Annotated in this window: 23 protein-coding genes; 17 read left to right on the top strand and 6 right to left on the bottom strand. The window is 73.3% G+C overall.

Annotated features, from left to right (window positions below):
• Positions 1-91 precede the first annotated feature (91 nt).
• The 4 genes from DAI17_RS04190 (at position 92) to DAI17_RS04205 (ending at position 4,282) form a co-directional block, all read left to right on the top strand.
• Positions 92-1,879, top strand: a complete 1,788-nt coding sequence (locus DAI17_RS04190) for an acetolactate synthase large subunit (protein ID WP_107771572.1) — start codon at positions 92-94, stop codon at positions 1,877-1,879.
• Positions 1,879-2,427 (top strand): acetolactate synthase small subunit, encoded by a 549-nt coding sequence (gene ilvN / locus DAI17_RS04195; RefSeq protein ID WP_107771573.1) that lies wholly within the window; start codon positions 1,879-1,881, stop codon positions 2,425-2,427. Before DAI17_RS04190 ends, ilvN begins: the two co-directional genes overlap by 1 nt.
• A gap of 65 nt (positions 2,428-2,492) precedes the next feature.
• Positions 2,493-3,521 (top strand): ketol-acid reductoisomerase, encoded by a 1,029-nt coding sequence (gene ilvC, locus DAI17_RS04200; protein ID WP_107771574.1) that lies wholly within the window; start codon positions 2,493-2,495, stop codon positions 3,519-3,521.
• A 101-nt stretch (positions 3,522-3,622) separates the two neighbouring features.
• On the top strand, positions 3,623-4,282 hold the full coding sequence (locus DAI17_RS04205; protein ID WP_107771575.1) for an SDR family oxidoreductase: 660 nt from the start codon (positions 3,623-3,625) through the stop codon (positions 4,280-4,282).
• A gap of 34 nt (positions 4,283-4,316) precedes the next feature.
• On the opposite strand, the gene DAI17_RS04210 is transcribed toward DAI17_RS04205, so the two are convergent.
• A complete protein-coding gene (locus DAI17_RS04210; protein WP_107771576.1) occupies positions 4,317-5,516 on the bottom strand; it encodes an MFS transporter in 1,200 nt (399 codons plus the stop codon).
• 56 nt (positions 5,517-5,572) lie between these two features.
• Between DAI17_RS04210 and DAI17_RS04215 the strand changes: the two genes are divergently transcribed.
• From DAI17_RS04215 to DAI17_RS04225, 3 genes are all read left to right on the top strand, one after another.
• Complete coding sequence (locus DAI17_RS04215) at positions 5,573-6,118, top strand: CGNR zinc finger domain-containing protein (protein WP_234412179.1); 546 nt, start codon at positions 5,573-5,575, stop codon at positions 6,116-6,118.
• A 67-nt stretch (positions 6,119-6,185) separates the two neighbouring features.
• Positions 6,186-7,703, top strand: a complete 1,518-nt coding sequence (locus DAI17_RS04220; protein WP_107771780.1) for a purine-cytosine permease family protein — start codon at positions 6,186-6,188, stop codon at positions 7,701-7,703.
• 36 nt (positions 7,704-7,739) lie between these two features.
• A complete protein-coding gene (locus DAI17_RS04225; RefSeq protein WP_107771578.1) occupies positions 7,740-8,453 on the top strand; it encodes a DsbA family oxidoreductase in 714 nt (237 codons plus the stop codon).
• 4 nt (positions 8,454-8,457) lie between these two features.
• On the opposite strand, the gene DAI17_RS04230 is transcribed toward DAI17_RS04225, so the two are convergent.
• Positions 8,458-9,030: a YdeI/OmpD-associated family protein gene (locus DAI17_RS04230; RefSeq protein ID WP_199904924.1), complete on the bottom strand. Its 573-nt coding sequence runs from the start codon at positions 9,028-9,030 to the stop codon at positions 8,458-8,460.
• A 103-nt stretch (positions 9,031-9,133) separates the two neighbouring features.
• Here DAI17_RS04230 and DAI17_RS04235 point away from each other — a divergent pair, with 103 nt between their 5' ends.
• Positions 9,134-9,904 (top strand): CYTH domain-containing protein, encoded by a 771-nt coding sequence (locus DAI17_RS04235; protein WP_159081348.1) that lies wholly within the window; start codon positions 9,134-9,136, stop codon positions 9,902-9,904.
• 33 nt (positions 9,905-9,937) lie between these two features.
• Here DAI17_RS04235 and DAI17_RS04240 read toward each other — a convergent pair whose 3' ends face one another.
• Complete coding sequence (locus DAI17_RS04240; protein WP_234412181.1) at positions 9,938-11,479, bottom strand: Ppx/GppA phosphatase family protein; 1,542 nt, start codon at positions 11,477-11,479, stop codon at positions 9,938-9,940.
• 210 nt (positions 11,480-11,689) lie between these two features.
• Here DAI17_RS04240 and serA point away from each other — a divergent pair, with 210 nt between their 5' ends.
• Positions 11,690-13,276, top strand: coding sequence for a phosphoglycerate dehydrogenase (serA, locus tag DAI17_RS04245; protein WP_107771581.1), 1,587 nt, complete (start codon positions 11,690-11,692; stop codon positions 13,274-13,276).
• An 8-nt stretch (positions 13,277-13,284) separates the two neighbouring features.
• On the opposite strand, the gene yczR is transcribed toward serA, so the two are convergent.
• A complete protein-coding gene (gene yczR, locus DAI17_RS04250) occupies positions 13,285-14,727 on the bottom strand; it encodes a MocR-like transcription factor YczR (protein ID WP_107771782.1) in 1,443 nt (480 codons plus the stop codon).
• A gap of 62 nt (positions 14,728-14,789) precedes the next feature.
• Here yczR and yczE point away from each other — a divergent pair, with 62 nt between their 5' ends.
• Entirely contained in the window at positions 14,790-15,479 is a 690-nt protein-coding gene (gene yczE, locus DAI17_RS04255) for a membrane protein YczE (RefSeq protein ID WP_107771582.1), read from the top strand.
• Here yczE and DAI17_RS04260 read toward each other — a convergent pair.
• Positions 15,453-16,019 (bottom strand): O-methyltransferase, encoded by a 567-nt coding sequence (locus DAI17_RS04260; RefSeq protein ID WP_107771583.1) that lies wholly within the window; start codon positions 16,017-16,019, stop codon positions 15,453-15,455. The two genes, yczE and DAI17_RS04260, sit on opposite strands and share 27 nt — an antisense overlap.
• A gap of 371 nt (positions 16,020-16,390) precedes the next feature.
• On the opposite strand from DAI17_RS04260, the gene DAI17_RS20870 reads away from it, so the two are divergent.
• The 7 genes from DAI17_RS20870 to cimA all read left to right on the top strand — a co-directional run bounded on the left by DAI17_RS20870 (position 16,391) and on the right by cimA (position 24,961).
• Positions 16,391-16,528: a hypothetical protein gene (locus tag DAI17_RS20870; RefSeq protein WP_159081349.1), complete on the top strand. Its 138-nt coding sequence runs from the start codon at positions 16,391-16,393 to the stop codon at positions 16,526-16,528.
• A gap of 10 nt (positions 16,529-16,538) precedes the next feature.
• On the top strand, positions 16,539-17,621 hold the full coding sequence (locus tag DAI17_RS04265) for a 3-isopropylmalate dehydrogenase (protein WP_107771584.1): 1,083 nt from the start codon (positions 16,539-16,541) through the stop codon (positions 17,619-17,621).
• 20 nt (positions 17,622-17,641) lie between these two features.
• Positions 17,642-18,721 carry a branched-chain amino acid aminotransferase gene (locus DAI17_RS04270; protein WP_107771585.1) on the top strand — a complete coding sequence of 360 codons (1,080 nt, stop codon included), beginning with the start codon at positions 17,642-17,644 and terminating at the stop codon, positions 18,719-18,721.
• Between the two features lie 4 nt (positions 18,722-18,725).
• Positions 18,726-20,600 carry a Na+/H+ antiporter NhaA gene (gene nhaA, locus DAI17_RS04275; RefSeq protein ID WP_234412183.1) on the top strand — a complete coding sequence of 625 codons (1,875 nt, stop codon included), beginning with the start codon at positions 18,726-18,728 and terminating at the stop codon, positions 20,598-20,600.
• 9 nt (positions 20,601-20,609) lie between these two features.
• Positions 20,610-21,422 carry an AMP-binding protein gene (locus tag DAI17_RS04280; RefSeq protein WP_107771586.1) on the top strand — a complete coding sequence of 271 codons (813 nt, stop codon included), beginning with the start codon at positions 20,610-20,612 and terminating at the stop codon, positions 21,420-21,422.
• Positions 21,423-21,483: 61 nt separating this feature from the next.
• Complete coding sequence (locus tag DAI17_RS04285) at positions 21,484-23,199, top strand: serine/threonine-protein kinase (RefSeq protein WP_159081350.1); 1,716 nt, start codon at positions 21,484-21,486, stop codon at positions 23,197-23,199.
• Between the two features lie 181 nt (positions 23,200-23,380).
• Positions 23,381-24,961 carry a citramalate synthase gene (gene cimA / locus DAI17_RS04290; RefSeq protein WP_107771588.1) on the top strand — a complete coding sequence of 527 codons (1,581 nt, stop codon included), beginning with the start codon at positions 23,381-23,383 and terminating at the stop codon, positions 24,959-24,961.
• Positions 24,962-25,011: 50 nt separating this feature from the next.
• On the opposite strand, the gene DAI17_RS04295 is transcribed toward cimA, so the two are convergent.
• Entirely contained in the window at positions 25,012-25,602 is a 591-nt protein-coding gene (locus tag DAI17_RS04295) for a TetR/AcrR family transcriptional regulator (RefSeq protein ID WP_234412185.1), read from the bottom strand.
• Positions 25,603-25,679 lie beyond the last annotated feature (77 nt).

Raw genomic sequence — 25,679 nt, forward strand, 5'->3', positions numbered from 1 at the left:
CGCGTCACCCCTCGTTGCCCGCCGGGCCGAGGGGTTTTTTGTTGGCCGAGGATCGTGATGACGACGATCACGACGACGACGAGGAAGCATCATGAGTGAGACGGGCATCAGGGGCGTCCCGACGACCGGGAAGGCGACGCCCGAGGGCATGACGGGCGCTCAGAGCCTGGTGAGGTCGCTCGAGAGCGCCGGCGCCACCGACATCTTCGGCATCCCGGGCGGCGCCATCCTGCCGGCGTACGACCCCCTCATGGACTCCACGCGGATCCGCCACATCCTGGTCCGCCACGAGCAGGGCGCCGGGCACGCCGCCCAGGGGTACGCTGCGGCGACCGGCCGGGTGGGCGTCTGCATGGCGACCTCCGGTCCGGGCGCGACGAACCTGGTGACGCCGCTCGCCGACGCCCACATGGACTCGGTGCCGCTGGTGGCGGTGACCGGGCAGGTCGGCGCCAGCATGATCGGCACGGACGCCTTCCAGGAGGCCGACATCCGGGGCATCACGATGCCGATCACCAAGCACAACTTCCTGGTGACCGACCCGCGTGACATCCCGCGCACGGTCGCCGAGGCCTTCCACATCGCCTCGACCGGCCGGCCCGGCCCGGTCCTGGTCGACGTGGCCAAGTCGGCGCTGCAGGCCGAGACCACCTTCGCGTGGCCCACCGAGCTCCAGCTGCCCGGCTACCGTCCCGTGACCCGGCCGCACAGCAAGCAGATCCGCGAGGCGGTCCGGCTCATCCTCGAGGCCCGGCGCCCGGTGCTCTACGTCGGCGGCGGGGTCATCCGGGCCCGCGCCTCCCAGGCGCTCCTCAAGCTGGCCGAGGCGACCGGCATGCCGGTGGTCACGACCCTGATGGCCCGGGGCGCGTTCCCCGACAGCCACGTCCAGCACCTCGGCATGCCCGGCATGCACGGCACCGTCGCCGCGGTGGCGGGCCTGCAGAAGAGCGACCTGATCATCAGCCTCGGCGCGCGCTTCGACGACCGGGTCACCGGCAACCTCGACTCGTTCGCCCCCGGCGCCAAGGTGATCCACGCGGACATCGACCCGGCCGAGATCGGCAAGAACCGGCACGCGGACGTCCCGATCGTCGGCGACTGCCACGAGGTGATCGCCGACCTGCTCGCGCTCCTGACGACCGAGGCCGACGCCGGCCACACCGGCGACTACGAGGCCTGGGTCGACTTCCTGGCCGGGGTCAAGAAGCGCTACCCGCTGGGCTACGACACCCCCGCCTCGGGCCTCGCCCCGCAGTACGTCATCGAGCGGCTCGGCGCGATCGCCGGCCCGGACGCCATCTACACCTCCGGCGTCGGGCAGCACCAGATGTGGGCGGCGCACTTCATCGGCTACGAGAAGCCCAACACGTGGCTCAACTCGGGCGGTCTGGGGACCATGGGCTACGCCGTCCCGGCGGCGATGGGGGCCAAGGTCGGCATGCCCGACTCCACCGTGTGGGCGATCGACGGCGACGGCTGCTTCCAGATGACCAACCAGGAGCTGGCCACCTGCGCGATCAACGACATCCCGATCAAGGTCGCGATCATCAACAACGAGTCGCTGGGCATGGTCCGCCAGTGGCAGACGCTGTTCTACAACGAGCGCTACTCCAACACCGACCTCCACTCCAAGCGGATCCCCGACTTCGTCAAGCTCGCCGACGCCTACGGCTGCGTGGGGCTGTCCTGCGAGTCGCCCGACCAGGTCGACGCCACCATCGAGAAGGCCATGTCGATCGACGACCAGCCCGTCGTGGTCGACTTCCGGGTGCACCGCGACGCGATGGTGTGGCCGATGGTCGCGGCCGGCACCAGCAACGACGAGATCAAGTACGCGCGCGACCTCGCGCCTGAGTTCGACGAGGACGGCCTCTGATGTCCAAGCACACCCTGTCCGTGCTGGTCGAGAACAAGCCCGGCGTGCTGGCCCGGATCGCGGGTCTCTTCAGCCGGCGCGGCTTCAACATCGACAGCCTCGCCGTGGGGCCGACCGAGCACCCCGAGATCTCCCGGATGACCATCGTGGTCAACGTCGAGGAGTCGCCCCTCGAGCAGGTCACCAAGCAGCTGAACAAGCTCGTCGAGGTCATCAAGATCGTCGAGCTCGACCAGGCCTCGGCGATCGACCGCGAGCTCGTCCTCGTCAAGGTGCGCGCCGACGCCGCGACCCGGGGCGCGGTCCTCGACGCGGTGCAGCTCTTCCGCGCCAAGGTCGTCGACGTGGCGCCCGACGCGATCACCATCCAGGTCACCGGCAACGCCGACAAGCTCGCCGACTTCCTCCGGGTGCTCGAGCCCTTCGGGATCCGTGAGCTCGTCCAGTCCGGCATGGTCGCCATCGGCCGCGGCTCCCGCTCCATCAGCGAGCGCAGCCTGCGACCGGTTCCCGTCCCGGCCCCCGCGGCCGGCACCGCCGGCCGCTGAGGCCGACCTCGACCCGCAACCTGACATCCGTTCCCAGCAGTTCCCAACCAGAAAGTGAGCCACCAGTGGCTGAGATGTTCTACGACGACGACGCCGACCTGTCCCTGATCCAGGGCAAGAACGTCGCCGTCATCGGTTACGGCAGCCAGGGCCACGCCCACGCGCTGAGCCTGCGCGACTCGGGCGTCGACGTCCGGATCGGGCTCGCGCCGGAGTCGAGGAGCCGCGCCAAGGCCGAGGCCGAGGGCCTGCGCGTCCTCGACGTCGCCGAGGCGGTCGAGGAGGCCGACGTCGTCGTCATCCTCACCCCCGACCAGGTGCAGCGCACCGTGTACGCCGAGTCCATCGAGCCGCACCTGGCCCCCGGCGACACCCTCGTCTTCGGCCACGGCTTCAACATCCGCTTCGGCTACATCACCCCGCCCGAGGGCGTCGACGTCTTCATGGTCGCCCCCAAGGGCCCCGGCCACCTGGTCCGTCGCGAGTACGTCGACGGACGCGGCGTCCCCGTGCTCGTCGCGGTCGAGGAGGACGCGTCCGGCAAGGCCTGGGACCTCGCGCTGTCCTACGCCAAGGCCATCGGCGGCCTGCGCGCGGGCGGCATCAAGACCACCTTCGCCGAGGAGACCGAGACCGACCTGTTCGGCGAGCAGGCCGTGCTGTGCGGCGGCGCCTCCCAGCTGGTGATGTACGGCTTCGAGACCCTCATCGAGGCCGGCTACCAGCCGGAGGTCGCCTACTTCGAGTGCCTGCACGAGCTCAAGCTCATCGTCGACCTGATGTACGAGGGCGGCATCGCCAAGCAGCGCTGGTCGGTCTCCGACACCGCCGAGTACGGCGACTACGTGTCCGGCCCGCGGGTGATCACCCCGCAGGTCAAGGAGAACATGCAGGCCGTCCTCGAGGACATCAAGAACGGCGCGTTCGCCAAGCGTTTCATCGACGACCAGGACGCCGGCGCGCCGGAGTTCAAGGAGCTGCGCGCCAAGGGCGAGCAGCACCCGATCGAGTCGACCGGCCGCGAGCTGCGCAAGCTGATGGCCTGGGTCAAGTCCCACGACTCCGACTACGTCGAGGGCACCGCCACCCGCTGACCACGGCACCCCGCCTGCGACGGGCCCCGGACGCGACGTCTGGGGCCCGTCGCTCGCATGGCTCGCCTTGACCGCCTTGACCGCTCTGGCACGGTGGGGGCATGAGTCGTATCGCTGTCGTCGGAGGCAACGGGCAGATCGCCCGCCAGCTGCACCCCCTGCTCGTGGAGCGGGGCCACACGCCGATCGCGCTGGTGCGATCGGAGTCCTACCGGGCCGACCTCGAGGCCGCCGGGGCCGAGGTCCGTCTGCTCGACATCGAGCAGGCCGACGAGGCCGCGTTCGCGGCGGCCTTCGAGGGCGCGCACGCCGTGGTGTTCGCGGCCGGCGGGGGACCGGACGGCAACATCGAGCGCAAGCGCACCGTGGACCTCGAGGGCGCCCTCAAGTCGATCGCCGGCGCCCGGGCCGCCGGGATCTCGCGCTTCGTGCAGGTCTCGGCGATCAACGTCGACGAGCCGGTGCCCGACGACACCGAGCCGGTCTGGGCGGCGTACGTCGAGGCCAAGCGCGACGCCGACGCGGCCCTGCGCGACAGCGGCCTGGACTGGACGATCATCCGGCCCGGCCGGCTCACCGACGACGAGCCCACCGGTCGGGTCGAGCTGGGGGAGCGGGTCGAGCGGGCCGAGGTGCCGCGGGGCGACGTCGCCGCCGTGCTCGCCGAGGTCATCGACACCGGCGCGGGCGTCGGCGCCCAGTGGAACCTCGTCTCGGGCGACACCCCGGTGGCCGACGAGGTCGCCCGCCTCGGCGCCTGACGCACGCGACGACGTACGGCGGCGGGCCGTCGGCTCAAGCGCGCACGACGTCCGGCTGCGGCTCCGGTACCGTGCTGCGAGCCATCGCCCGTGCGAGCAGCGGCTGCACGCCCGCCAGCACCAGCGCCAGGCCCGCGGAGCACCCCCACAGCCAGGCGGGGTCGACCGCGAGGAGCCGCGTCCCGAGCACGGGGGCGAGCACCGACGCGACGCCCCAGCAGGTCCCGTACGCCGCGAGGTAGCGCGCGCTCCCGCCCGCCGGTGCCAGGCCGGCGACCACCGCGAACGGGTGCCCGAGGAGCAGCAGGTCGCCTACGCTCCAGACGGCCACCGCGAGCACGAATGCCGGCATCGCGTCGGCCACGGCGGCGACACCCATCCCCGCCGCCAGCAGGACGTACCCGACCGCCATCGCCCGGAAGGGCGTCGGGGACCAACCCCGGGTGAGGCGCTGCGCCAGCACCATGACGAGCGCGGACACCGCCAGCAACCAGCCCATCCCGCCGGCCGGCAGCCCGCGCGCGAGCAGCGTGAGCGGGAGGCCGACCATCGCCTGCATGTAGAGCGTCGCGAACGCGGTGCCGGCCAGCCACATGAGCACGAGCCGCCGGTCCCGCCACGGCCGGCCGACCCCTGCCCCCGCACCCCGGGACGTCCCTCCGGCCGGCACGACCACGGCGACCACCACCGCAGCGGCCAGGCACGACACCGCGTCGGCGACCAGCAGCCATCGCAGGTCGAGGGCGGCCAGGGCCGCGGCGAGCAGCCCGGCCGCGACCCCGGCGACGGCCAGCGCGGCCCCCAGCAGCGAGTAGGCGCGCGGTCGCTGCCCAGGTGGGCACAGATCGGCGATGATCGCCTGGCTCGGTGGCTCGTAGAGCTCGAAGACCAGCCCCAGCAGGGTGACCGAGGCGGCGGCCGCCAGCAGGGTGGGGGAGGCGGCGAAGGCGAGGAGGGCCACCGCGCAGCCCACCAGCCCGAGCAGCATGGTGGGCCGTCGGCCCCACCGGTCGGCCAGCACGCCGCCCGCGAGCCGGGACGGGATCGAGGCCACGCCGAAGGATGCGACGACCAGCCCGGCGGTCGTCACCGAGGTGCCGAAGTCCTCCACGAGGATCGCGGCCGTGAAGGGGAGCGCGAACGCGCCGAGCCGGTTGACCGTCCGCGCCGCGACGAGGGCCCGCACGGCCCGCGGCAGCGGATCGTGACTGGTGTCTGGGTTATCGTCAGTCATCACGCGCCGACCGTACGACGACAGGGGTGACTGGTCAAATGTTGTTCGACAGTCATGTGAGGATCCTCCTCGACGCCGGGGCGGCGCTCGTCAACGCGACGACCGCCGGGCACGACGGCACCGAAGCGGTCGACGTCCCGACGGGGCGGGCCCTCCAGGACGCGGTCCGCGAGGCGATCTCGCGGGAGGACTACCGACCGACGGTGTCACCGGCCACGGCGCGAGCCCTCGGCGACGTCGCCGCCGACCTCCGTGCGGTGTACGCGGCCGCGGACGGCGGTGACCTCGACCGGGCGGCGGCACTGGTCAACGACCTGCTCGAGCGCACCGACGCGCGGCCGCGGCTCACCCACACCGAGACCGGGTGGGACCTGCACTTCCACGGGCCCGACGAGAGCGTCGCCCGGGGCTGGGCCGCCGGCCTGGCGGCCGGGCTCGCGCTCGCGCTGGGCAGCGACCGGGGCGGACGACTGGGGGTCTGCGCCGCCGACCCGTGCGACCGGGTCTTCACCGACACCTCGCGCAACGGGGGCCGACGGTTCTGCTCCACCCGCTGCCAGAACCGGGTCAAGGCCGCCGCCCACCGGCACCGCTCGAGGTGACGGGGGCGGGACCCCCAGGGGCGGGGCGGTGGTGGCCCCCCGCGCCCGGGTGCGCGACCATGCGGACATGAGCGACAGCACCCTGGAGCGGACCCGCCGCCTCGGCGTCGAGACCACCGGCATCGAGATCATCGACGAGGCGGACCGGACGGCGCGCCCCTCCGACCTCTTCTGGCCGTGGTTCGCCGCCAACGTGTCGGTGTTCGGCATCAGCTACGGCTCGTTCGTGCTGGGCTTCGGGATCTCCTTCCGCCAGGCGGCCGTCGTCACGGTCGTGGGCATCGTGGTGTCGTTCGCCCTGTGCGGCGTCATCGCCATCGCGGGCAAGCGCGGCTCGGCGCCGACCATGGTCCTGAGCCGGGCGGCGTTCGGGGTCAACGGCCAGAAGGTCCCCGGTGTCGTCTCGTGGCTGGTGTCCATCGGCTGGGAGACCTTCCTGGCCATCCTCGCCGTGCTGGCCACCGCCACGATCTTCGACCAGCTGGGCTGGTCGGGGGGCACGGGCACCAAGGTGGCGGCCACGGTCGTGGTGGCGCTCCTCATCGTCTCGGCCAGCGTCGCCGGCTACCACGTGATCATGCGCATGCAGTCGGTGCTGACGTGGATCACCGGCATCGCCACGATCATCTACGTCGGCCTCACCCTCGACGAGATCGACTGGTCGGGCGTGCGAGCCATCCCCGACGGCGACGCCCAGCAGATGGTGGGCGCGCTCGTCATGGTGATGACCGGCTTCGGCCTCGGCTGGATCAACATCGCGGCCGACTGGTCGCGCTACCAGCACCGGGACGCCAGGGGAGCGGCGATCGTCGGGTGGAACACCTTCGGGGGCGCGGTCGCACCGGTCCTGCTCGTGACGTTCGGGCTGCTGCTCGCCGGCTCCTCCGAGGAGCTGATGGCAGGCATCGTGGCCGACCCCATCGGCACGCTCGGCACGCTGCTCCCGACGTGGTTCCTGGTGCCGTTCCTGCTCACCGCGATCCTGGCCCTGGTCAGCGGCGCGGTGCTCGGCATCTACTCCTCGGGCCTGACGCTGCTGTCCCTGGGGGTGCGCATCCCGCGTCCGGCGGCCGCCTTCCTCGACGGCGTCATCCTGACCCTCGGCACGATCTGGGTCGTGTTCTTCGCCGAGGACTTCCTGGGCCCGTTCCAGAGCTTCCTGATCACGCTGGGCGTCCCGCTCGCCGCCTGGGCCGGGATCATGATCGCCGACATCGCGCTGCGCCGCCGCGACTACGACGATGAGGCCCTCTTCGACGCCCGCGGACGCTACGGCGCGTACGACGCGGTGTCGCTGGGCACCTTCGTCGGCGCGTCGGTGCTGGGCTGGGGTCTCGTCGTCAACAGCTTCGCCGCCGACGCCGCGTGGAACAACTGGCAGGGGTTCCTCATCGGCCCGCTCGGCCTCGGCACCTACGTCGACGACCCGGTCGCGCCGTACTGGGAAGGAGCCTGGCCCTACGCCAACCTCGGCGTGCTCCTCGCGCTCGTGCTCGGCTTCGCGGTGACCTACCTCGCTCGACGGGGGAAGGTGCGCCGGCAGGAGGAGACCGCGTCGGCCCCCGGCGCCCGAGTGGGTGGTTGACGGAACAACCACCCGCTCCGCCGCGTTGGGCCCGACATGCTGATCGAGATCTGGTCCGACGTCGTGTGCCCCTGGTGCTACATCGGCAAGCGCCGCCTGGAGAAGGCCCTCGCGGGCTTCGAGCACGCCGACGAGGTGGAGGTGCGCTGGCGCTCCTTCCAGCTCGACCCCGGCGCGCCCACCGAGCCGACCGAGCCGACCGCGACGATGCTCGCCCGCAAGTACGGCCAGACGCCCCAGGGCGCTCGGCAGATGCAGGACCAGGTCGAGGCGGTCGCAGCCGAGGAGGGCCTGGTGTTCAGGCTCGGCGACACCCTGCACCTCAACACGGTCGACGCGCACCGCGTCATCCACCTCGCCCACGAGCTGGGAGGCAGCGACCTCCAGGGCCGGGTCAAGGAGGCGCTGCTCGACGCCTACTTCGCACGGGGTCGCAACGTCGCCGACCACGCCGTGCTGCGCGAGGTCGCGGTCGCGTGCGGCCTCGACGCCGCGCGGGTCGACGAGGTGCTGGCCGGGTCGGCGTACACCGACGAGGTCTGGGCCGACATGGAGCAGGCCCAGGCGTACGGCGCCAGCGGCGTGCCGTTCTTCGTCGTCGACCAGCGGTACGGCGTCTCCGGCGCGCAGCCGGCCGAGGCCTTCGCCCAGGTCCTCGAGCGTGCGTGGGCCGACGCCCACCCGGTCGTCCAGGTCCTCGCCGGGGGTCCCGGCGGGGACGTGTGCGGTCCCGACGGCTGCCCCGTCTGAGCCGTCACTGCACCTTCTCGCCGCGCGCCGCCCTCTCGGCCACCGTCTCGACGCGGGCGGCCCGGGTCTCCGGCCGCTTCGCCAGCACGATCCACGCGAGGGCCTGCTTCCGCGAGGACGGGGAGAAGGACGCCCAGTGCTCCCGCGAGCCGGGGTGGCGGTCGAAGGCCGCGGCGAGGTCGTCGGGGACGACTAGATCCTCCACGGCGTCCATGAGGGTCCACATGCCCGACGCCTTGGCCGCCGCCACGGCGGCACGCCCGGCGGGCTCCATGAGGCCCGCCTCCTCGAGGCGGGCGACGCGGCCCTTGTTGATGCGGGTCCAGATGCTCCCCTTGCGGCGCGGCGCGAACCACAGCATGGAGCGGTCCTCGTCGACGGGCTTGAGGGTCGAGTCCACCCAGCCGTACCGGAGCGCCTCGAGGATCGACTCCTCGTAGGTGAACTCCCGGTCGGCCGCCCGGCGCCGGCTGACCACCCAGACGCCGTGGGACCGCCCGTGGTGCTCGCGCAGCCAGGCGCTCCACTCCTGCGCGCTCGCCGGCTCCAGCCGCTCCGCGTCGTCCTGCACGCCCACGAGCCGAGCGTGCCACAGGCGGACCCTGGTCCGCGTCGTACGCCGGGGCTCTTCACCCGGTGAGGGTGAGTCGCCGGCGCGCGACGCGGGCCATCGTGGGGTGATGGACGCCGCGACTCCCATGCCCACGCTCTCGCCCGAGCAGCTGTCCGAGCTCCTGACCCTGATCCGCGGAGCGGACAGCGTCGAGCTCAAGCTGACCGTTCCCGACACCGACCGGCGGTCCACCGTGGCCGCGCTCGGTATGGACCCCCTCGACGCCCAGCTGCGGCAGGTGGTCTTCTTCGACACCCCGGACCTGCAGCTGGACCGGATGGGCGTCGTCGTCCGGGCCCGGCGGACCCAGAACAAGCCCGGCGACTCCGTCGTGAAGCTCCGGCCGGTCGACCCCGCGGCGCTCCCCGACGAGCTCAGGAGCGACCGCCGGTTCTCGGTGGAGGTCGACGCGCTGCCCGGCGGGTTCGTGTGCTCGGGGACGATGAAGGACGAGGTGGACGGCGGCGACGTCAAGGAGGTCATCGCGGGCCGCCGCCCGGTCAGCACGCTCTTCGGCAAGAAGCAGCGGGCACTCTTCGCTGCCCACAGCGGCGCGGTCGGGCTCGACGACCTCAGCGTGCTGGGTCCGATCACCGTCGCCAAGCTCAAGTGGACCCCCACCGACTTCACCCGACGGATGGTGGCCGAGCTGTGGTTCTACCCCGACGGCAGCCGGATCCTGGAGCTCTCGACCAAGTGCCCGCCCGCGGACGCGTTCACCGCCGCCGCCGAGAGCAAGGCCTACCTCGGCTCCCACGGCGTCGACCTCGGGGCGGAGCAGCAGACCAAGACCCGCTCGGCCCTGGAGTTCTTCTCCCGCGAGCTCGCGGCCCCCTGACCGGCGGTCGGTGGCCCCGGTCAGTGGTCACGGTCAGTGGCTCGGCGCCTCGGTCCCGACCCCGAAGCGCTCCACGAGCACGCCGTGGCGGAGCCCGCGGTCGCTCACCGTGACCGCGTCGCAGCCGAGCTCGTCCAGCACGGTCCGGACGATGCACGCGCCCGCGAGGATGACCTCGGCCCGCGCCGGCTGCAGCCCGACGACCGTCCGGCGGCCGGCCGCGTCCAGGACGCGGTAGCGCTCGATCTGCCGGTCGATCTCGGCCGCGTCGAGCCGCGTCCCCTGCACGACGTCGGGGTCGTAGGTCGCCAGACCGTGGCTGACGGCCGCGAGGTTGGTCACGGCACCGCCCATGGCCACCACCGCGTCCGGTCGGGGACGGCCGTGGAGGCGCGCCAGGTCCGCGGCGACGGCCGCACGGACGTCGGCGACGACCTCCGGCGACACGGCCTCCGCCAGCCCGAACCTCTCGGTGAAGCGCGCGGCCCCGACGTCCACGCTGAACCGCTCGTCGACCACCGGTCCGTGGCCGAAGGTGAACTGCGAGCTGCCGCCACCGGTGTCGAAGACCACCACCAGCCCGTCGCCGAGCCCGACGCCCCTGGCCGCCGCCAGGTAGGCCAGGCGGGCCTCGTCCTCCCCGGAGATGACCTCCAGCGACAACCCGGACCGTGCACGGATCGCGGCGACGACCTCGTCCCGGTTGCCGGCCATCCTGGTCCCCGCCGTGCCGACCGCGGCGATCGCCCGCACCTCGAGGCGGCTGGCCTCCGCCGCCATCGCGGCGATCGCCCGGGCCGTGCGGTCGAGCGGCTCGGCGCCGATGACGCCGGTGGCCTGCAGGCCCTCGCCGAGCCGGGTCACCTCCGCCCGGTCGACGACCGTGCGCCACCCGCCGTGGCCCTCCGTGTCGAGCTCGGCGACGTGGAACTTCACCGAGTTGGTGCCGACGTCGACGACCGCGTAGCGCTCCGGGACGCCGTCCAGGAGCATGCGCAGCCCCGCCAGCACGTCCACGTTGCGGTGGTTGCGCAGGCCGAGGGTCGCGAGGGCGACCAGGACCTCCCGGGGGTCGGTGGACTCGACCGCGACCGACGTCGTACGCCGTCCGGCGGCCTCGAAGTCGGACCGCTCGGCCGCGCACCCGGCCACGGTGTACCGGGCGCGGCGCTTGTGCACCCGTACGACGCGCAGCCCCCGGCTCGCGGCGGCCTCCGCCGCCGCCAGCGCCTCGTGCAGCGTCAGGCCCTCCGGAGGGACCGCCGGCGCGGTGAGCCGCAGGCTGGCGAAGACCGTCCCGACGGCCTCCCGGTCGAGCGGGAACGGGGCCTTGAGCACCGGCTCCCAGCGCTGCAGGCCGGCGGCGTCGGTCTCCCGCAGGACCTTGACGTCCATCAGGCCGTCGCGGACCTTGACGTTGTCCGCGCCGGGCACGAGCAGGTAGAGCTCGTCGGTCTCCTCCACCGACCTCGGTTCGGTGGCGTCGAGCACCGCCGCCGCGGCGGGCGGGACGTACCGGGCGAAGATCCTCGACTCCCAGCGCGGGACGATCCCCGTCATGGTGGGTCCAGTCATGGGCACGCACTCCTCATCGGCTCCGTCCGCGGCCTCGTCGGACGTCCCGAGCCTCGCACCGGATCGTCCCCGGCGGACCGTACGGAACGGATGAACCGCTGCGCCTTGCGATGTGGACCCGATCGGACACCAGACCCTCGGGCTTGTACATTGGACGCCGCACAGCGTCGTGCACCTCGACCATTGTTCCCACGTCTGTGAGGATCCGCTGTGACGAAGCCTGTCGTACTCATCGCCGAAGAGCTCAGCCCCGCCACCATCGAGGCGCTCGGTCCGGACTTCGAGGTCCGCCAGTGCAACGGTGCCGACCGTGCCGAGCTGATCCCGGCGATCGCCGACGTCGACGCCATCCTGGTGCGCTCGGCCACCAAGGTGGACGCCGAGGCCCTCGCCGCCGCCCGCAACCTCAAGGTCGTCGCCCGCGCCGGCGTCGGCCTCGACAACGTGGACGTCAAGGCGGCCACCCAGGCCGGCGTCATGGTGGTCAACGCGCCGACCTCCAACATCGTCTCGGCGGCCGAGCTCGCCGTCGCCCTGATGCTCTCCGCCGCGCGCCACGTCAGCCCCGCGCACGCCGCCCTCAAGAACGGCGAGTGGAAGCGCTCGAAGTACACCGGCATCGAGCTCTACGAGAAGACCGTCGGCATCGTCGGTCTCGGCCGGATCGGCGTCCTGGTCGCCCAGCGCCTCTCGGCGTTCGGCATGAAGGTCATCGCCTACGACCCCTACGTCCAGGCCGGTCGCGCCGCGCAGATGGGCGTCCGGCTCGTCGACCTCGACACGCTGCTGACCGAGGCCGACTTCATGAGCGTCCACCTCCCCAAGACCCCCGAGACCGTCGGGCTCATCGGCGCCGACCAGCTGGCGAAGGCCAAGTCCTCGCTCGTGCTCGTCAACGCCGCCCGCGGCGGCATCGTCGACGAGGCCGCGCTGTACGACGCGCTGAAGACCGGCCAGATCGCGGCCGCCGGGCTCGACGTCTTCGCCTCCGAGCCGTGCACCGACTCGCCGCTCTTCGAGCTCGAGAATGTCGTCGCCACCCCGCACCTCGGCGCCTCGACCGACGAGGCCCAGGAGAAGGCCGGCATCGCCGTCGCGCGGTCGGTGCGGCTTGCTCTCTCGGGCGAGCTGGTGCCCGACGCGGTCAACGTCCAGGGCGGCGTGATCGCCGAGGACGTGCGTCCCGGCATCCCGCTCACCGAGAAGCTCGGCCGGGTGTTCACCGCGCTCGCCGGCGAGGTGGCCCAGCAGCTCGACGTGGAGGTCCGCGGCGAGATCACCGAGTTCGACGTCAAGGTGCTCGAGCTGGCCGCCCTCAAGGGTGTCTTCTCCGACATCGTCGAGGACCAGGTCTCCTACGTGAACGCGCCGCTCCTCGCGGCCGAGCGCGGCACCGCCGTCCGCCTCGTCACCGACCCGGAGAGCCCCGACCACCGCAACCTCATCACCCTGCGGGGCACCCTCGCGGACGGGCACCAGGTCTCGGCGAGCGGCACGCTCATCGGGATCAACCAGAAGGAGCGGATCGTCGAGGTCAACGGCTTCGAGATCGACATCGAGCCGACCGACCACCTGGCGTTCTTCACCTACACCGACCGCCCCGGCATGGTCGGCACGGTCGGCGGCATCCTCGGCGACGCCCAGGTCAACATCGCCGGCATGCAGGTCTCCCGCCAGGACAAGGGCGGCGAGGCGCTGGTGGCGCTGTCGGTGGACTCCGCGATCCCCGCCGAGACGCTGGCCGAGATCGAGGCGGCCATCGACGCCGTCTCGGTGCGCGCCGTCGACCTGGACTGACTACCCGCTCAGGCGACGGTGAGGCGGTCCGCCGCCCCACCGTCGCGGGCGCGCCCGTGCGCGACGACGTCCCACGCCTCCCGCAGCCGGTCCACCGCGGCCTCCAGGTCGTCCACCGGACGGGTCCACGGGATCCGCACGTGGTGCTCGAGGCCGCCCTCGACGGCGAAGACACGGCCCGCGGCGACGACGACGCCGCGGCGCTCGGCCTCGGCGACGAGCGCCGAGGCGCGGGGGAGCGGCAGCCGGCACCAGACCGCCAGCCCGCCGCCGGGGCGCACGAACTCCCACTCGGGCAGCTGCTCCACCAGCCGGTCGAGCAGCGCAGCCCGTTGCGCGCGCAGCCGCGCCCGGTTGGTCGCCCACACCTCGTGCCGGTGCTCGAGCAGGTGCAGCAGCGCGAGCTGCTCGACCAGCGGGGCGCCGAGGTCGAGGCTCATCCGGGAGTGCAGGAGCTGCGGCACCATCGCCTCCGGCACCCGTAGCCACCCCAGCCGCAGGCCGCCCCAGAACTGCTTGCTCGCGCTGCCGATCGTCACCGTGCCGGGGAGGTACGACGCGAACGGCGCCGGCATCTCCTGCCCGTCGAGCGCGAGCGCCTGGTGGGCCTCGTCCACGACCGGCACGACGCGCGCTCGTCGCAGCGCGGCGGCGTACTCCTCGCGCTGGGCGTCGGGCATCAGGCTGCCCGTCGGGTTCTGGAAGTCCGGCACGAGGTAGGCCAGACGCGGCGCGGCCTGGCGGACGATCGCCGCGGTGGCGGGCACGTCCCAGCCGCCGGGGTCGACGGGCGCCGGCACGAGGCGGGCGCTGCGGTGGCCCAGCGCCTGGGTGGCGTTGGGGTAGACGGGGTCCTCGACCACGACGCGGTCGCCGGGGGCGGTGAGCGCCTGCGCGATGATCGCCGCGCCGCCGAGGGCGCCGGCGGTCACGATGACCTGCTCGGGCGACGTGGGCAGTCCCCGCTCGTCGTACAGCCGGGCGATCGCCGCCTGCAGGCGGGGGAGCCCGGCGGGGTAGTAGCCGTGGCTGGAGAGGTAGGCGGGCAGCTCGCGCACCGCCGAGTCGTACGCCGCCGCGACGCCGGCCGGGGCGCTGGGTGCCGCGCAGTTGAGGTCGATGACGTCGGGGTCCTGCGACCACGGCGCGAACACGCGGTCGGTCACCGACTCCGCGCGCAGCGGTAGCCGGGTGACGGTGCCGGAGCCCCGCCGCGACGCGGCGTAGTCGCGCTCGCGGAGCTCGGCGTAGGCACGGGTGACGGTCGTCCGGCTCACGCCGAGCGCGGCGGTCAGCTCGCGCTCGCTGGGCAGCCGGGTGGCCGCGGGGATGCGCCCCTCGCCGATCAGCAGGCGCAGCTGCTCCGCCAGTGCGACGTACAGCGGACGGTCCTCCGTGCGCAACGGGCCGACGAGGTTGGCCACGCGGGCGGCCGTGATGGTGCGGGTCATGCAGGCCACTGTCCCACGATTGGCTATCGAGAAGAAGGCCAATCGTGGCCAGACTGGAGCCCGTGAGCACCACGACCACCCCTCGCGTCCGGCCCGCCCTCCTCGACCTCGGTCCCGTCGCCCAGCTCCGCGCCGGGCGCCTCGGCCGTCGGCTCCCGCAGCTGCTGGTGGGCCTGCTGCTCTACGGCGCCTCGCTGGCGATGATGGTCCGCGGCGCGCTCGGCCTGGCGCCGTGGGACGTGCTGCACTCCGGCTTCATCCGCCACGTCCCGATGACCATCGGCCAGGCGGTCGTGCTGCTCAGCTTCGTGGTGCTGCTGCTGTGGATCCCGCTACGCGAGAAGCCGGGCATCGGCACGGTGGCCAACGCCGTCCTGGTGGGGCTGGCCGCCGACGCCACGCTGGCGGTGCTGGCCGAGCCGGACTCCGTGGTCCTGCGGGTCGGGCTGCTGGTCGGCGGGCTCGCGCTCAACGGGCTGGCGACCGCCCTCTACATCGGGTCCCAGCTCGGCCGCGGCCCGCGCGACGGGCTGATGACGGGCCTGGCGCGCCGGACCGGGCTGTCCCTGCGCCTGGTGCGTACGGCGCTCGAGGTCACCGTCGTCGTGATCGGCCTGCTGCTCGGTGGCGCGCTGGGCCTCGGGACCGTGGTCTACGCGCTGGCGATCGGGCCGCTCGCACAGCTCATGCTGCCGTGGTGCACCGTCGAGGTGTCGCCCCGGGTGTCAGCGCCGGGTGGCGATCAGCGCTGAGGCGTCGGGCGCGATCATCACCTCGACGGCGGTGAAGCGCTCGTCGGTGAGCCACTCCTCACGGAGGGTGTCGACCCGGCCGTAGGCGATCGGCGGCCACATCTCGCAGGGCGTGAAGTCGTCGAGCACCACGATGCCGCCCGGCTCGAGCAGGTCGACCACGGCGTCCACGCGCACGGAGTCGGGGTCGCCGGAGTCCAGGAAGATCAGCGAGTAGGGCCCGCGCTCGTGCAGCGTCGACCAGTCGGCCTCGAGGACCTCGACGTGGTCGTCGTCGTGGAAGATCTCGGCGGCCGCGGTGGCCAGCCGGGGATCCCGCTCGGCGGTGAGGATGTGCGCGCCGTTGCGCACGCCGCTGCGCAGCCAGGCGGTGCCGACGCCGCAGCCGGTGCCGAACTCGGCGAGCGTCCCGCCGCGGGTGGCGGCGAGCGTCGCCAGCAGGCGGCCGGTCTCGTTGCGGCAGAACGAGACGTAGCCCGCCTTGCGGGAGACGTCGAAGGCGCGGGACACGATGTCGGGAAGCTCGGGTGGGGCACTCATGAGGTCGCCGAGTCTTCCATGACAAGACGCCTGTCTCGCATCGTGAACGCTTCTGAGAATCCCGGTGCGCGACGCCGGACCGCGGCGTACGCTCGTCGCACCATGCGGTTCCAGCTCGTACTCATCGACTGCCGCGGCGAGGCCTGACCGAGGCCACCTCGCCGCGGTGTTCGGCGTTGCAGTGGCCTCGGATCTTTTCCAGCAAGATCCCAGGCCCTGACGCCCCGCGGCGGACCGCCCCAGCGCCATCTCGCGCGATCCGCAGTCCGCTGGTCACCCTCCTCGTGCGATCCACGAGTCGTCAGTGAACGCGCCCCGCCCGGGGCGTCCGGGCCGACCCGACCGACACGACGACTTCACGAAGGACAGCCATGTACGAGATGTACCCCGACTGGGGACCCGCCAGCCACCACCCCGAGAACCCCCGCAGCCTGGAGGCCACCGCGGCCGCCGTCCAGGCCGCGCTTGACCTGCGAGACAACGGCGGGCGCCTGCCCGACGACAACTAGATTCGCCGGCATGAGCACCGACGCACCCACGCCCTCGCCCGAGCCTGCCACCGGCACCGTGGCCCTCGCCGTCATCCCCGGCGACGGCATCGGCCAGGAGGTGGTCCCCGAGGCCCTCAAGGTCCTCGAAGCGGTCGACGTCCCGGTCAAGTTCGCGCAGACCCACTACTCCCTGGGTGCGGAGAACTACCTGGCCACCGGCGAGGTGCTCCCCGATGCCGTGCTCGCCGAGATCCGGGAGCACGACGCGATCCTGCTCGGTGCCGTCGGCGGCAAGCCCAACGACCCGAACCTGCCGCCCGGGATCCTCGAGCGCGGGCTCCTGCTGCGGCTGCGGTTCGAGCTCGACCACTACGTCAACCTGCGTCCCTCGCGGCTCTTCCCGGGCACACCCAGCCCGCTCGCCGCCCCGGGCGAGGTCGACTTCGTGGTCGTCCGCGAGGGCACCGAGGGCCCCTACACCGGCAACGGCGGCGCCCTGCGCACCGGCACCCCGGCCGAGGTCGCCACCGAGGTCAGCCTCAACACGGCGTACGGCGTGGAGCGCGTCGTCCGCGACGCCTTCGCCCGCGCCCGGCGGCGTCCCCGCAAGCACCTCACGCTGGTCCACAAGACCAACGTGCTCGTGCACGCCGGCTCGCTGTGGTGGCGGATCTTCGACCAGGTCGCCACCGAGTTCCCGGACGTCACGACCGACTACATGCACGTCGACGCCGCGATGATCCACATGACCGTGAACCCGAGCCGCTTCGACGTGATCGTCACCGACAACCTCTTCGGCGACATCGTCACCGACCTCGCCGCCGCCATCACCGGCGGTATCGGCCTGGCCGCCTCCGGCAACATCAACCCCGACCGGACGGCGCCCTCGATGTTCGAGCCGGTGCACGGGTCCGCCCCCGACATCGCCGGGCAGCAGAAGGCCGACCCCACCGCGGCCATCCTCTCGACGTCGCTGCTCCTGGACCACCTCGGACACCCCGGGGCCGCGGCCGCCGTGGAGGCCGCCGTCCTCGCCGACCTGGCCGAGCGCGCTCCCGGGACCACGCGTCGTACCAGCGAGGTCGGCGACTCCATCGCCGCGCGCCTGTGATCCGGGGCTAGCCTGACGCCATGGACATCCGCACGACCGCCAACCCCGCCCCCGTCGACGACGCCCGGCTGGCCGAGATCCTGGCCAACCCCGGCTTCGGGACGCACTTCACCGACCACATGTTCACGGTCGAGTGGACGCCGGCGCAGGGGTGGCACGACGCCCGCATCACGCCGTACGGCCCCCTCACCATGGACCCCGCGACCGCGGTCCTGCACTACGCGCAGGAGACCTTCGAGGGGATGAAGGCCTACCGGCACCCCGACGGCACGGTGTGGACCTTCAGGCCCGAGGAGAACGCCAAGCGGATGGTGCGGTCCAGCGAGCGGCTGGCCTTCCCGGTCCTCGACCCCGAGGACTTCGTGGCGGCCGTCGACGCCCTGGTCACCATCGACCAGCGCTGGGTGCCCGACAACCCCGACGGCGGCGAGAAGAGCCTCTACCTGCGGCCGTTCATGTTCGCCTCCGAGGTGTTCCTCGGCGTGCGGCCCGCGGAGCACGTGACCTTCATGGTCATCGCTTCCCCGGCGGGCGCCTACTTCAAGGGCGGCGTCAAGCCGGTCACGCTGTGGCTGACCGAGGACTACACGCGCGCGGGCCGCGGCGGCATGGGAGCGGCCAAGACGGGCGGCAACTACGCCAGCTCGCTGGTCGCCCAGCAGCAGGCGACGGCCCACGGGTGCGACCAGGTCGTGTTCCTCGACGCCCAGGACGGGAAGTACGTCGAGGAGCTGGGCGGGATGAACATGTACTTCGTGTTCCGCGACGGGCGCATCGTCACCCCGGCGACCGGCACGATCCTCGAGGGCATCACCCGTGCCTCGATCATCGAGCTCGCCGGCAAGCTCGGGCACCAGGTGGAGGAGCGCCGGTTCTCGATCGAGGAGTGGCGCGACGGGGTGGCCAGCGGCGACATCGTCGAGATCTTCGCCTGCGGCACGGCGGCGGTCGTGACCCCGGTCGGCTCGCTGAAGTGGGAGGGCGGCGAGGCGCCCGCCCCCGCCTCCACGGACCTGACCATGCAGATCCGGCAGGCGCTCGTGGACATCCAGCTCGGTCGCGCCGACGACACCTTCGGCTGGATGCACCAGGTCTGCTGACGCCGTGGGCGCCGCGACTGACCAGACCGTCTGCCGGGGCCAGGACGCCTTCGTAGGGCAGGCGCCCCGGTCGCTGCGCCAGTTCATGAGCACCGAGGCCGGCTCCGCCGGCCTGCTCGTGCTCGCCTCCGTCGTGGCCCTGGTGTGGGCCAACTCGCCCTGGTCGGACGCCTACGAGGCGTTGTGGGCCACCCCGGTGTCCGTCGCCGCCGGCGCGGGGGACATCTCGATGGACCTCCACCACTGGATCAACGACGGCCTGATGGTCGTCTTCTTCTTCGTCATCGGCCTCGAGGTCCGCAAGGAGTTCGCGATCGGCGAGCTGACCGACCGGTCCCGGGTCGTCGTCCCGCTCGTCGCCGGGATCACCGGGATGCTCGTGCCGGCCGCGCTCTACCTCGCGCTCAACTCCTCCGGCGAGGAGGCCCGCGGCTGGGGCGCCGTCATCGGCACCGACACCGCGTTCCTGCTGGGCGTGATGGCCTTGGTCGGGCCGGCGGTGTCGACCCAGCTGCGGATCTTCCTGCTGACCCTCACCGTGATCGACGACATCGTCGCGGTGAGCGTCATCGGCGTCGTCTACTCCGACGACCTGCACCTGGGCCCGCTCGCGGTGGCCGCCGTCTGCCTGGCGGTCCTCGTGGGCCTGGACCGGTACGGCGTGTGGCAGGCGGCGCCGTACGTCGCCGTGGTGGTCGTGCTGTGGGTGGCGACGCTCGAGTCGGGGCTGCACGCCTCCATCGCCGGCATGGTCTCGGGCCTGCTGGTCCCGGCGCTGGACCCGCGGCGGGCCGACGTGGAGGAGGCGGCGACCCGGTTCCGGGCCTTCCGCCAGTCGCCGATGCCGGACGTCCAGCGCGCCGCCCGCCGTACCCTCACCCGGGCCATCTCGGTCAACGAGCGGCTGCAGGAGGCCCTGCACGGCCCGACCAGCCACGTGGTGGTGCCGGTCTTCGCGCTGGCCAACGCCGGCGTGGACCTGCGCGGGGGCGTCCTGGCCGACTCGCTCGTCTCCTCGGTCACGTGGGGCATCGTCGTCGGCCTGGTCCTCGGCAAGACGGTCGGCATCGCCGTCGGCGCGTGGTCGAGCGTGCGGCTCGGCTGGGGCCGGCTGCCGCAGGGCGTGGGCACCGGCCACACCCTGGCCGGCGGCGCCCTGTCCGGCATCGGGTTCACCGTCTCCCTCCTGATCGTGTCGCTCGCCTTCGAGTCCGAGGCGCTGCAGGAGCAGGCGCGCGTGGGCGTGCTGCTCTCGGCGGTGCTGGCCAGCCTGCTCGGGTGGGCGATGTTCGCCTTCGCCGCGCGCGTGCTGGGGGAGGGGGACGCGGCTCTCCCGAGGACGCTGTCGGTGCCGGTCGACCCCGCGGAGGACCACGTGCTCGGCGACGTGGACGCCCCGCTCACCCTGGTCGAGTACCTCGACTACGAGTGCCCCTTCTGCGCGCGCGTGAGCGGCGTGGGCGACGAGCTGCGGGCGCACTTCGGCGACCGGCTGCGCTACGTGGTGCGACACTTCCCCCTGACGGTCCACCCGCACGCCGAGCTCGCGGCGTACGCCGCGGAGGCCGCCTGGCGACAGGGACGGTTCTGGGACATGCACGCGATGCTCTTCGACCACCAGGACGAGCTCGAGCTCGAGGACCTCGCCGGCTACGCCGGCGTCCTGGGCCTGGACGTCGAGCAGTTCCTGCGGGACCTGGACGACGAGGAGCTCCAGCACCGCGTCGAGCGGCACGTGGCCAGCGCGGAGGCGAGCGGCGTCCGGGGCACGCCGACCTTCTTCATCGGGGACGTGCGCCACGTGGGGGCGTACGACGCCGCCACGCTGCGCGCCGTCCTGGAGGCCCAGTCGGGCCTGGCCGCCCGCGAGGGTCGGTGAGGGGGCGTCGTGGACCAGGGGGAGGGCGGGACCGCCGACGTCTCGCCGACGCTCGCCCGGCTGCTCTGGGAACGGAGTGAGGCCCAGCCCGACGACGTCGCCTACCGGCACCTGGTGGGAGCGCCCGGACGCGAGGCCTGGCAGGACGTCACCTGGAGCGAGGTCCGCGCGCTCGTCGAGCCCCTCGCGGCTGGCCTCGTCGGTCTCGGGGTCGAGCCGGGCGACCGCGTCGCGGTCCTCTCGCGGATCCGCGTCGACTGGGTGCTGGCGCACCTCGCCGGCCTGTGCGCCGGCGCCGCGACGGTCGCCGTCCCGCCGGACAGCGCCCCGGAGGACCTCGCCCGCGTCGTCCACGACGCGGGCGCCGTGGTGGTGGTGGCCGAGGACGTCGAGCAGGTGGACAAGCTGCGCCGCGTGCGGGGCGACATCCGCTCGGTCCGCAAGGTGGTCCTCTTCGACGGCCAGTATCCCGACCGACGCGTGATGACGTGGGAGGAGCTGCTCGGGGCCGGTGAGGAGCTGCTGGCGGACGACCCCGCCGCGGTGGTGAGCCGGGTCGAGGCGCTCCCGCCCGCGGCGCTCGCGACCGTCCTGCCCGCCGCCGGTGCCGAGGGTCCGGCCGAGCCGGTCCGCGTCACCCACCGGGCCTGGGTCCACGAGGGCCTCGCCGACCTCCCCACCGGCGGTCCTCCGGGACCCGGTGACGGGTTGCGTCCCCTGCCGCCCCTCACCCGGTCCGGCAGTCACGCGCTGCTCGCCTCCCAGCTCGCCCACGGCTTCGGGGCGCAGGTCGAAGCGGGCCGGGACGCGCCGGCCGGGTGACCTCCCGCCCCGACCGCCCGGGGTGCTCCGCACCCGCGGGAACCACGGGTAATCTCCCTGCGTGACCACATCCCGCCCCGAGCAGGCGCCGCCCGGTCTGCGCGTGGGCGGCTACGAGCTGTTGACGCGACTCGGCGAGGGCGGGATGGGCGTCGTGCACCTCGCCCGCAAGCCGGGTGGGGAGCGGGTGGCGCTCAAGGTGCTGCGCCCGCACATCGTCGGGGACGACGAGGCCCGCCGGCGGCTGGCGCGTGAGGTCAACAGCCTCGGCCGCATCCGCAACCGGCGCGTCGCCGAGATCGTCGACGCCGACCCGTGGGGGGACATCCCCTTCGTGGCCACCCGCTACGTCCCCGGGCTCTCGCTCCACGACCACGTGCACGAGGAGGGCCCGCTCACCGGACCCGACCTCGTCTGGACCGCCAGCTGCCTGGCCGAGGCGCTGGCGGCCGTGCACGAGGTCGGGGTGCTGCACCGCGACGTCAAGCCGTCCAACGTGCTGATGGAGGGGCGCACGCCGATCCTGATCGACTTCGGCCTGGCCCGGGTGGCGGACGACCCCAAGCTCACCCACACCGGGTGGCTGCTCGGGACGCCGGGATACCTCGCCCCCGAGATCCTGTACGGCGACGACGCCACCGCCGCCTCCGACGTGCACTCGTGGGCGGCCACCGTCGCCTTCGCCGGCACCGGTCGACCGCCGTTCGGACGCGGGCCGTCCGTGGCGGTGATGGACCGTGTCCGCCGCGGCGAGCACGACCTGACCGACCTGGACCCGGTGCTCCGGCCCGCCCTCGAGGAGGCCCTCGACCCGGACCCGGCACGTCGCCCCTCGCTGCCCGAGCTGCGCGCATGGCTCGACCGGCTGCTGCCGGCCACGCCCGGGCAGCCGTCCCAGCACCGGTCCGACCACCGGGCCGAGCCCTTCACGATGCCGATGGCCGTGGCCTCGCTGGCCCCGGCGGCCGACACCACCGAGGTCGTCGACCGGCGGGTCGAGCCCGCGGGCGGCGACCGCTGGCGGGGCGAGGACGAGGCGTTCACCGCGCCCGCCGCGGTCGGCCGGGAGCCGTGGACCGAGCCGTCTCCCCGCTCGACCCGCGTCCTCCACGACGACGGCGCGACCGGCCCCACCGAGACCATCCGGGACCCCGGCCACGGCGAGGCGATGCCCTGGGACCCGCCGCCACCGCGGACCGGAGGGCTCGAGCGCTTCCGCCGCGGGGTGCTCGTCGTCGCGGGCGCGGCGGTGGCCGGCGCCGGCGTCGCGGTCGCGCCGTACGTCACGATCGCGTTGCTGGTCGTGGTCACCTGGCTGCTGCGCAGCGGCTCGCTGGCCGGCAGCGCCGCGGGTGCGCGCCGCCAGCTCCGCGGCACGAGGTGGTACGACGCCCCCCAGCTGCTGCTGGCGACGCCCTGGCACGCGGTGGCCGCCGTCCCGGGCGTGCTGCTGCTGGTGACGTGGAGCCTGGGCCTGGCGGCCGCGGGGGCGCTGCTGTGCTTCGCGGCCGGCCTCTCGCTCACCACCAGCCTCGGCGTCGTCGGCCTCGTCCTGGCCCTGGCCATGTGGTGGGGACCGGGCAGCTCGCGCCTGCGCGGCCCGGTGCAGCGGGTGAGCCACCCGCTCGCGGCCCGGGGGGTGCCGTGGTTCCTGGCCACCCTCGTGCTGCTGGCCGCCGCGACCGGGCTCGCCGCCACGGCGACGAGCGACGGCACGATCTGGGCGCCCGCGCGCGACCGTCCGCTCGCGGACGTCAGCCTCCCCAGCTGGCTCTAGCCGCTCGGTCGGCCGGATCGCGAGACACCGGCCGGCGCCGCCGGCGGGCGTGGCACAGTAGGGACGTGGCCATGATCACGATCATCATTTCCTAGCGCGACGGGATCCCCGCCGCGCCGACCTCCTGCACCCCGGGAGGTTTTTTTGTACCCGCACGCCCCCGCCCCGAGAGAAGAGACCGATGGACCTGCAGGGCTCCTTCCACGTCTACGACACGACATTGCGCGACGGCGCGCAGCAGGAGGGCCTCAACCTCTCCGTCGCCGACAAGCTGACCATCGCGCGCCAGCTCGACGGGCTCGGCGTGGGCTACATCGAGGGCGGTTGGCCCGGCGCCAACCCCAAGGACACGGAGTTCTTCCGCCGGGCGGCCCTCGAGCTCGACCTCGAGCACGCGCGCCTGGCGGCGTTCGGCGCCACCCGGCGTGCCGGTGTACGCGCTGCCGACGACCCGCTCGTCGCCGCGCTGCGTGACTCGGGCGCCGGCGTCGTCACGCTCGTCGCCAAGTCGCACGACCGGCACGTCGAGCTCGCGCTGCGCACCACGCTGGAGGAGAACCTCGCGATGGTCCGCGACACCGTCAGCCACCTGCGCGAGGAGGGGCAGACCGTCTTCCTCGACGCCGAGCACTTCTTCGACGGCTACCGCGCCAACCGGGCCTACGCCCTCGAGGTGCTGCGCACCGCCGCCGAGGCCGGGGCCGAGGTCGTCGCCCTGTGCGACACCAACGGAGGCATGCTGCCCGACTGGGTGAGCGACGTCGTCGACGACGTCATCGAGACCACCGGGGCCCGCGTGGGCATCCACGCCCACAACGACAGCGGCTGCGCCGTCGCCAACTCGCTCGCCGCGGTCGACGCGGGCGCGACGCACGTGCAGGGCTGCATCAACGGGTACGGCGAGCGCACCGGCAACGCCGACCTGGTCACCGTGGTCGCCAACCTGGAGCTCAAGCTGGGCCGCCACGTCCTGCCGCAGGGGTTGCTGCGCGAGGCCACCCGCATCGCCCACGCCGTCGCCGAGGTCACCAACGTCCCGCCCGCGTCCCGCCAGCCGTACGTCGGCACGTCGGCGTTCGCGCACAAGGCCGGCCTGCACGCCTCGGCCATCAAGGTCGACCCCGACCTCTACCAGCACACCGACCCGCTCGAGGTCGGCAACGACATGCGCCTGCTCGTCTCGGACATGGCCGGACGGGCCTCCATCGAGCTCAAGGGCCGCGAGCTGGGCTTCGACCTCTCCGGAGACCGCGACCTGGTCACCCGGGTGACCGACCGGGTCAAGCAGCTCGAGCAGCGCGGCTACACCTTCGAGGCGGCGGACGCCTCCTTCGAGCTCCTCCTCGTCGAGGAGGTCGAGGGCGTCCGGCCGTCGTACTTCGACGTCGAGTCGTGGCGGGTCATCACCGAGACCGCACCGGCCGCGGAGGCGGTCTCCGAGGCCACGGTCAAGCTCAGGGCCGAGGGCGTGCGCTACGTCGTCACGGGGGAGGGCAACGGCCCGGTCAACGCCCTCGACGCGGCGCTCCGGACCGCGATCGGGCAGGCGTTCCCCGAGGTCGCCAAGTTCGAGCTCATCGACTACAAGGTCCGGATCCTCGACCAGGGCCACGGCACAGACGCGATCACCCGCGTGCTCATCGAGACCTCCGACGGCGAGTCGTCCTGGGTGACGGTGGGCGTCGGGCACAACGTCATCGAGGCGTCCTGGGGCGCGCTGGTCGACGGGCTGACGTTCGGGCTGCGGCGGCACCACCGCTAGGCGGTGCCATGACGGTTGCGTCGGTGAGTCCGAGGCGCGCTCGCCCCGGCTCAGTGCCCGACGACCCGGCGGACCAGGTCGTCCCACGCGGCCTCGATGCGGTCGAGGGTCACGTCGTCGGCCTGCTGCTGCTCGACGACCACGATGTCGAGCGGTGCGAGGAGGGCGACCGCGAGCAGGGGGAGGTCGCCCTCCACGTGCAGCTCGGAGAGCAGGTGGCGCAGGTGCATGATCGCGAAGGACGCCGCCGCGCGGGAGCGGGCCCCGTGGCTGCCGGTCGCCGCCTTGATGAGCGCGCCGTGGGTGACGTTGAGCCGCAGGCGGGAGTGGCCCATCGCGAGGAGCCGCTCGTAGGGCGGCGCCCCGGGCCCGAGCGGGGGTGGGCCCGAGAGGACGCTGGCCTGCCACGCGGACTCGGAGCGGTCGAGCACCGCGGCCATCAGGCCCTCGCGGCTGTGGAAGCGCCGGAACAGCGTGCCCTTGCCGACGCCGGCCTCGCGCGCCACGGCATCCATCGAGACCCGTTCCACGCCCAGCTCGTCGACGAGCCGGGAGGCGGCGGCCAGGATCGTCTCCCGGTTGCGCGCGGCGTCGGCTCGCTCGGGAGGCGGCGCGTCCGCCATCGGGAGGCTGATGGGCACGGCGTCAGGGTAGTGGCCGGCGCCACACCCGGATCCCGCATTTCCTGACGACGGCGGGAATGAAAGCGGACCACGGT

Origin of the sequence: Nocardioides sediminis, assembly GCF_003047295.1 — a bacterium.
Taxonomy (GTDB): Bacteria; Actinomycetota; Actinomycetes; order Propionibacteriales; family Nocardioidaceae; genus Nocardioides; species Nocardioides sediminis.

Excerpts from the sequence above, each read along its gene's own strand:
- DAI17_RS04190 (WP_107771572.1), top strand. The coding sequence starts at position 92 with ATGAGTGAGACGGGCATCAGGGGCGTCCCGACGACCGGGAAGGCGACG.
- ilvN (WP_107771573.1), top strand. The coding sequence starts at position 1,879 with ATGTCCAAGCACACCCTGTCCGTGCTGGTCGAGAACAAGCCCGGCGTG.
- DAI17_RS04205 (WP_107771575.1), top strand. The coding sequence starts at position 3,623 with ATGAGTCGTATCGCTGTCGTCGGAGGCAACGGGCAGATCGCCCGCCAG.
- DAI17_RS04210 (WP_107771576.1), bottom strand. The coding sequence starts at position 5,516 with ATGACTGACGATAACCCAGACACCAGTCACGATCCGCTGCCGCGGGCC.
- DAI17_RS04220 (WP_107771780.1), top strand. The coding sequence starts at position 6,186 with ATGAGCGACAGCACCCTGGAGCGGACCCGCCGCCTCGGCGTCGAGACC.
- DAI17_RS04225 (WP_107771578.1), top strand. The coding sequence starts at position 7,740 with ATGCTGATCGAGATCTGGTCCGACGTCGTGTGCCCCTGGTGCTACATC.
- DAI17_RS04235 (WP_159081348.1), top strand. The coding sequence starts at position 9,134 with ATGGACGCCGCGACTCCCATGCCCACGCTCTCGCCCGAGCAGCTGTCC.
- DAI17_RS04240 (WP_234412181.1), bottom strand. The coding sequence starts at position 11,479 with ATGACTGGACCCACCATGACGGGGATCGTCCCGCGCTGGGAGTCGAGG.
- yczR (WP_107771782.1), bottom strand. The coding sequence starts at position 14,727 with ATGACCCGCACCATCACGGCCGCCCGCGTGGCCAACCTCGTCGGCCCG.
- DAI17_RS04260 (WP_107771583.1), bottom strand. The coding sequence starts at position 16,019 with ATGAGTGCCCCACCCGAGCTTCCCGACATCGTGTCCCGCGCCTTCGAC.
- DAI17_RS20870 (WP_159081349.1), top strand. The coding sequence starts at position 16,391 with ATGTACGAGATGTACCCCGACTGGGGACCCGCCAGCCACCACCCCGAG.
- DAI17_RS04265 (WP_107771584.1), top strand. The coding sequence starts at position 16,539 with ATGAGCACCGACGCACCCACGCCCTCGCCCGAGCCTGCCACCGGCACC.
- DAI17_RS04270 (WP_107771585.1), top strand. The coding sequence starts at position 17,642 with ATGGACATCCGCACGACCGCCAACCCCGCCCCCGTCGACGACGCCCGG.
- cimA (WP_107771588.1), top strand. The coding sequence starts at position 23,381 with ATGGACCTGCAGGGCTCCTTCCACGTCTACGACACGACATTGCGCGAC.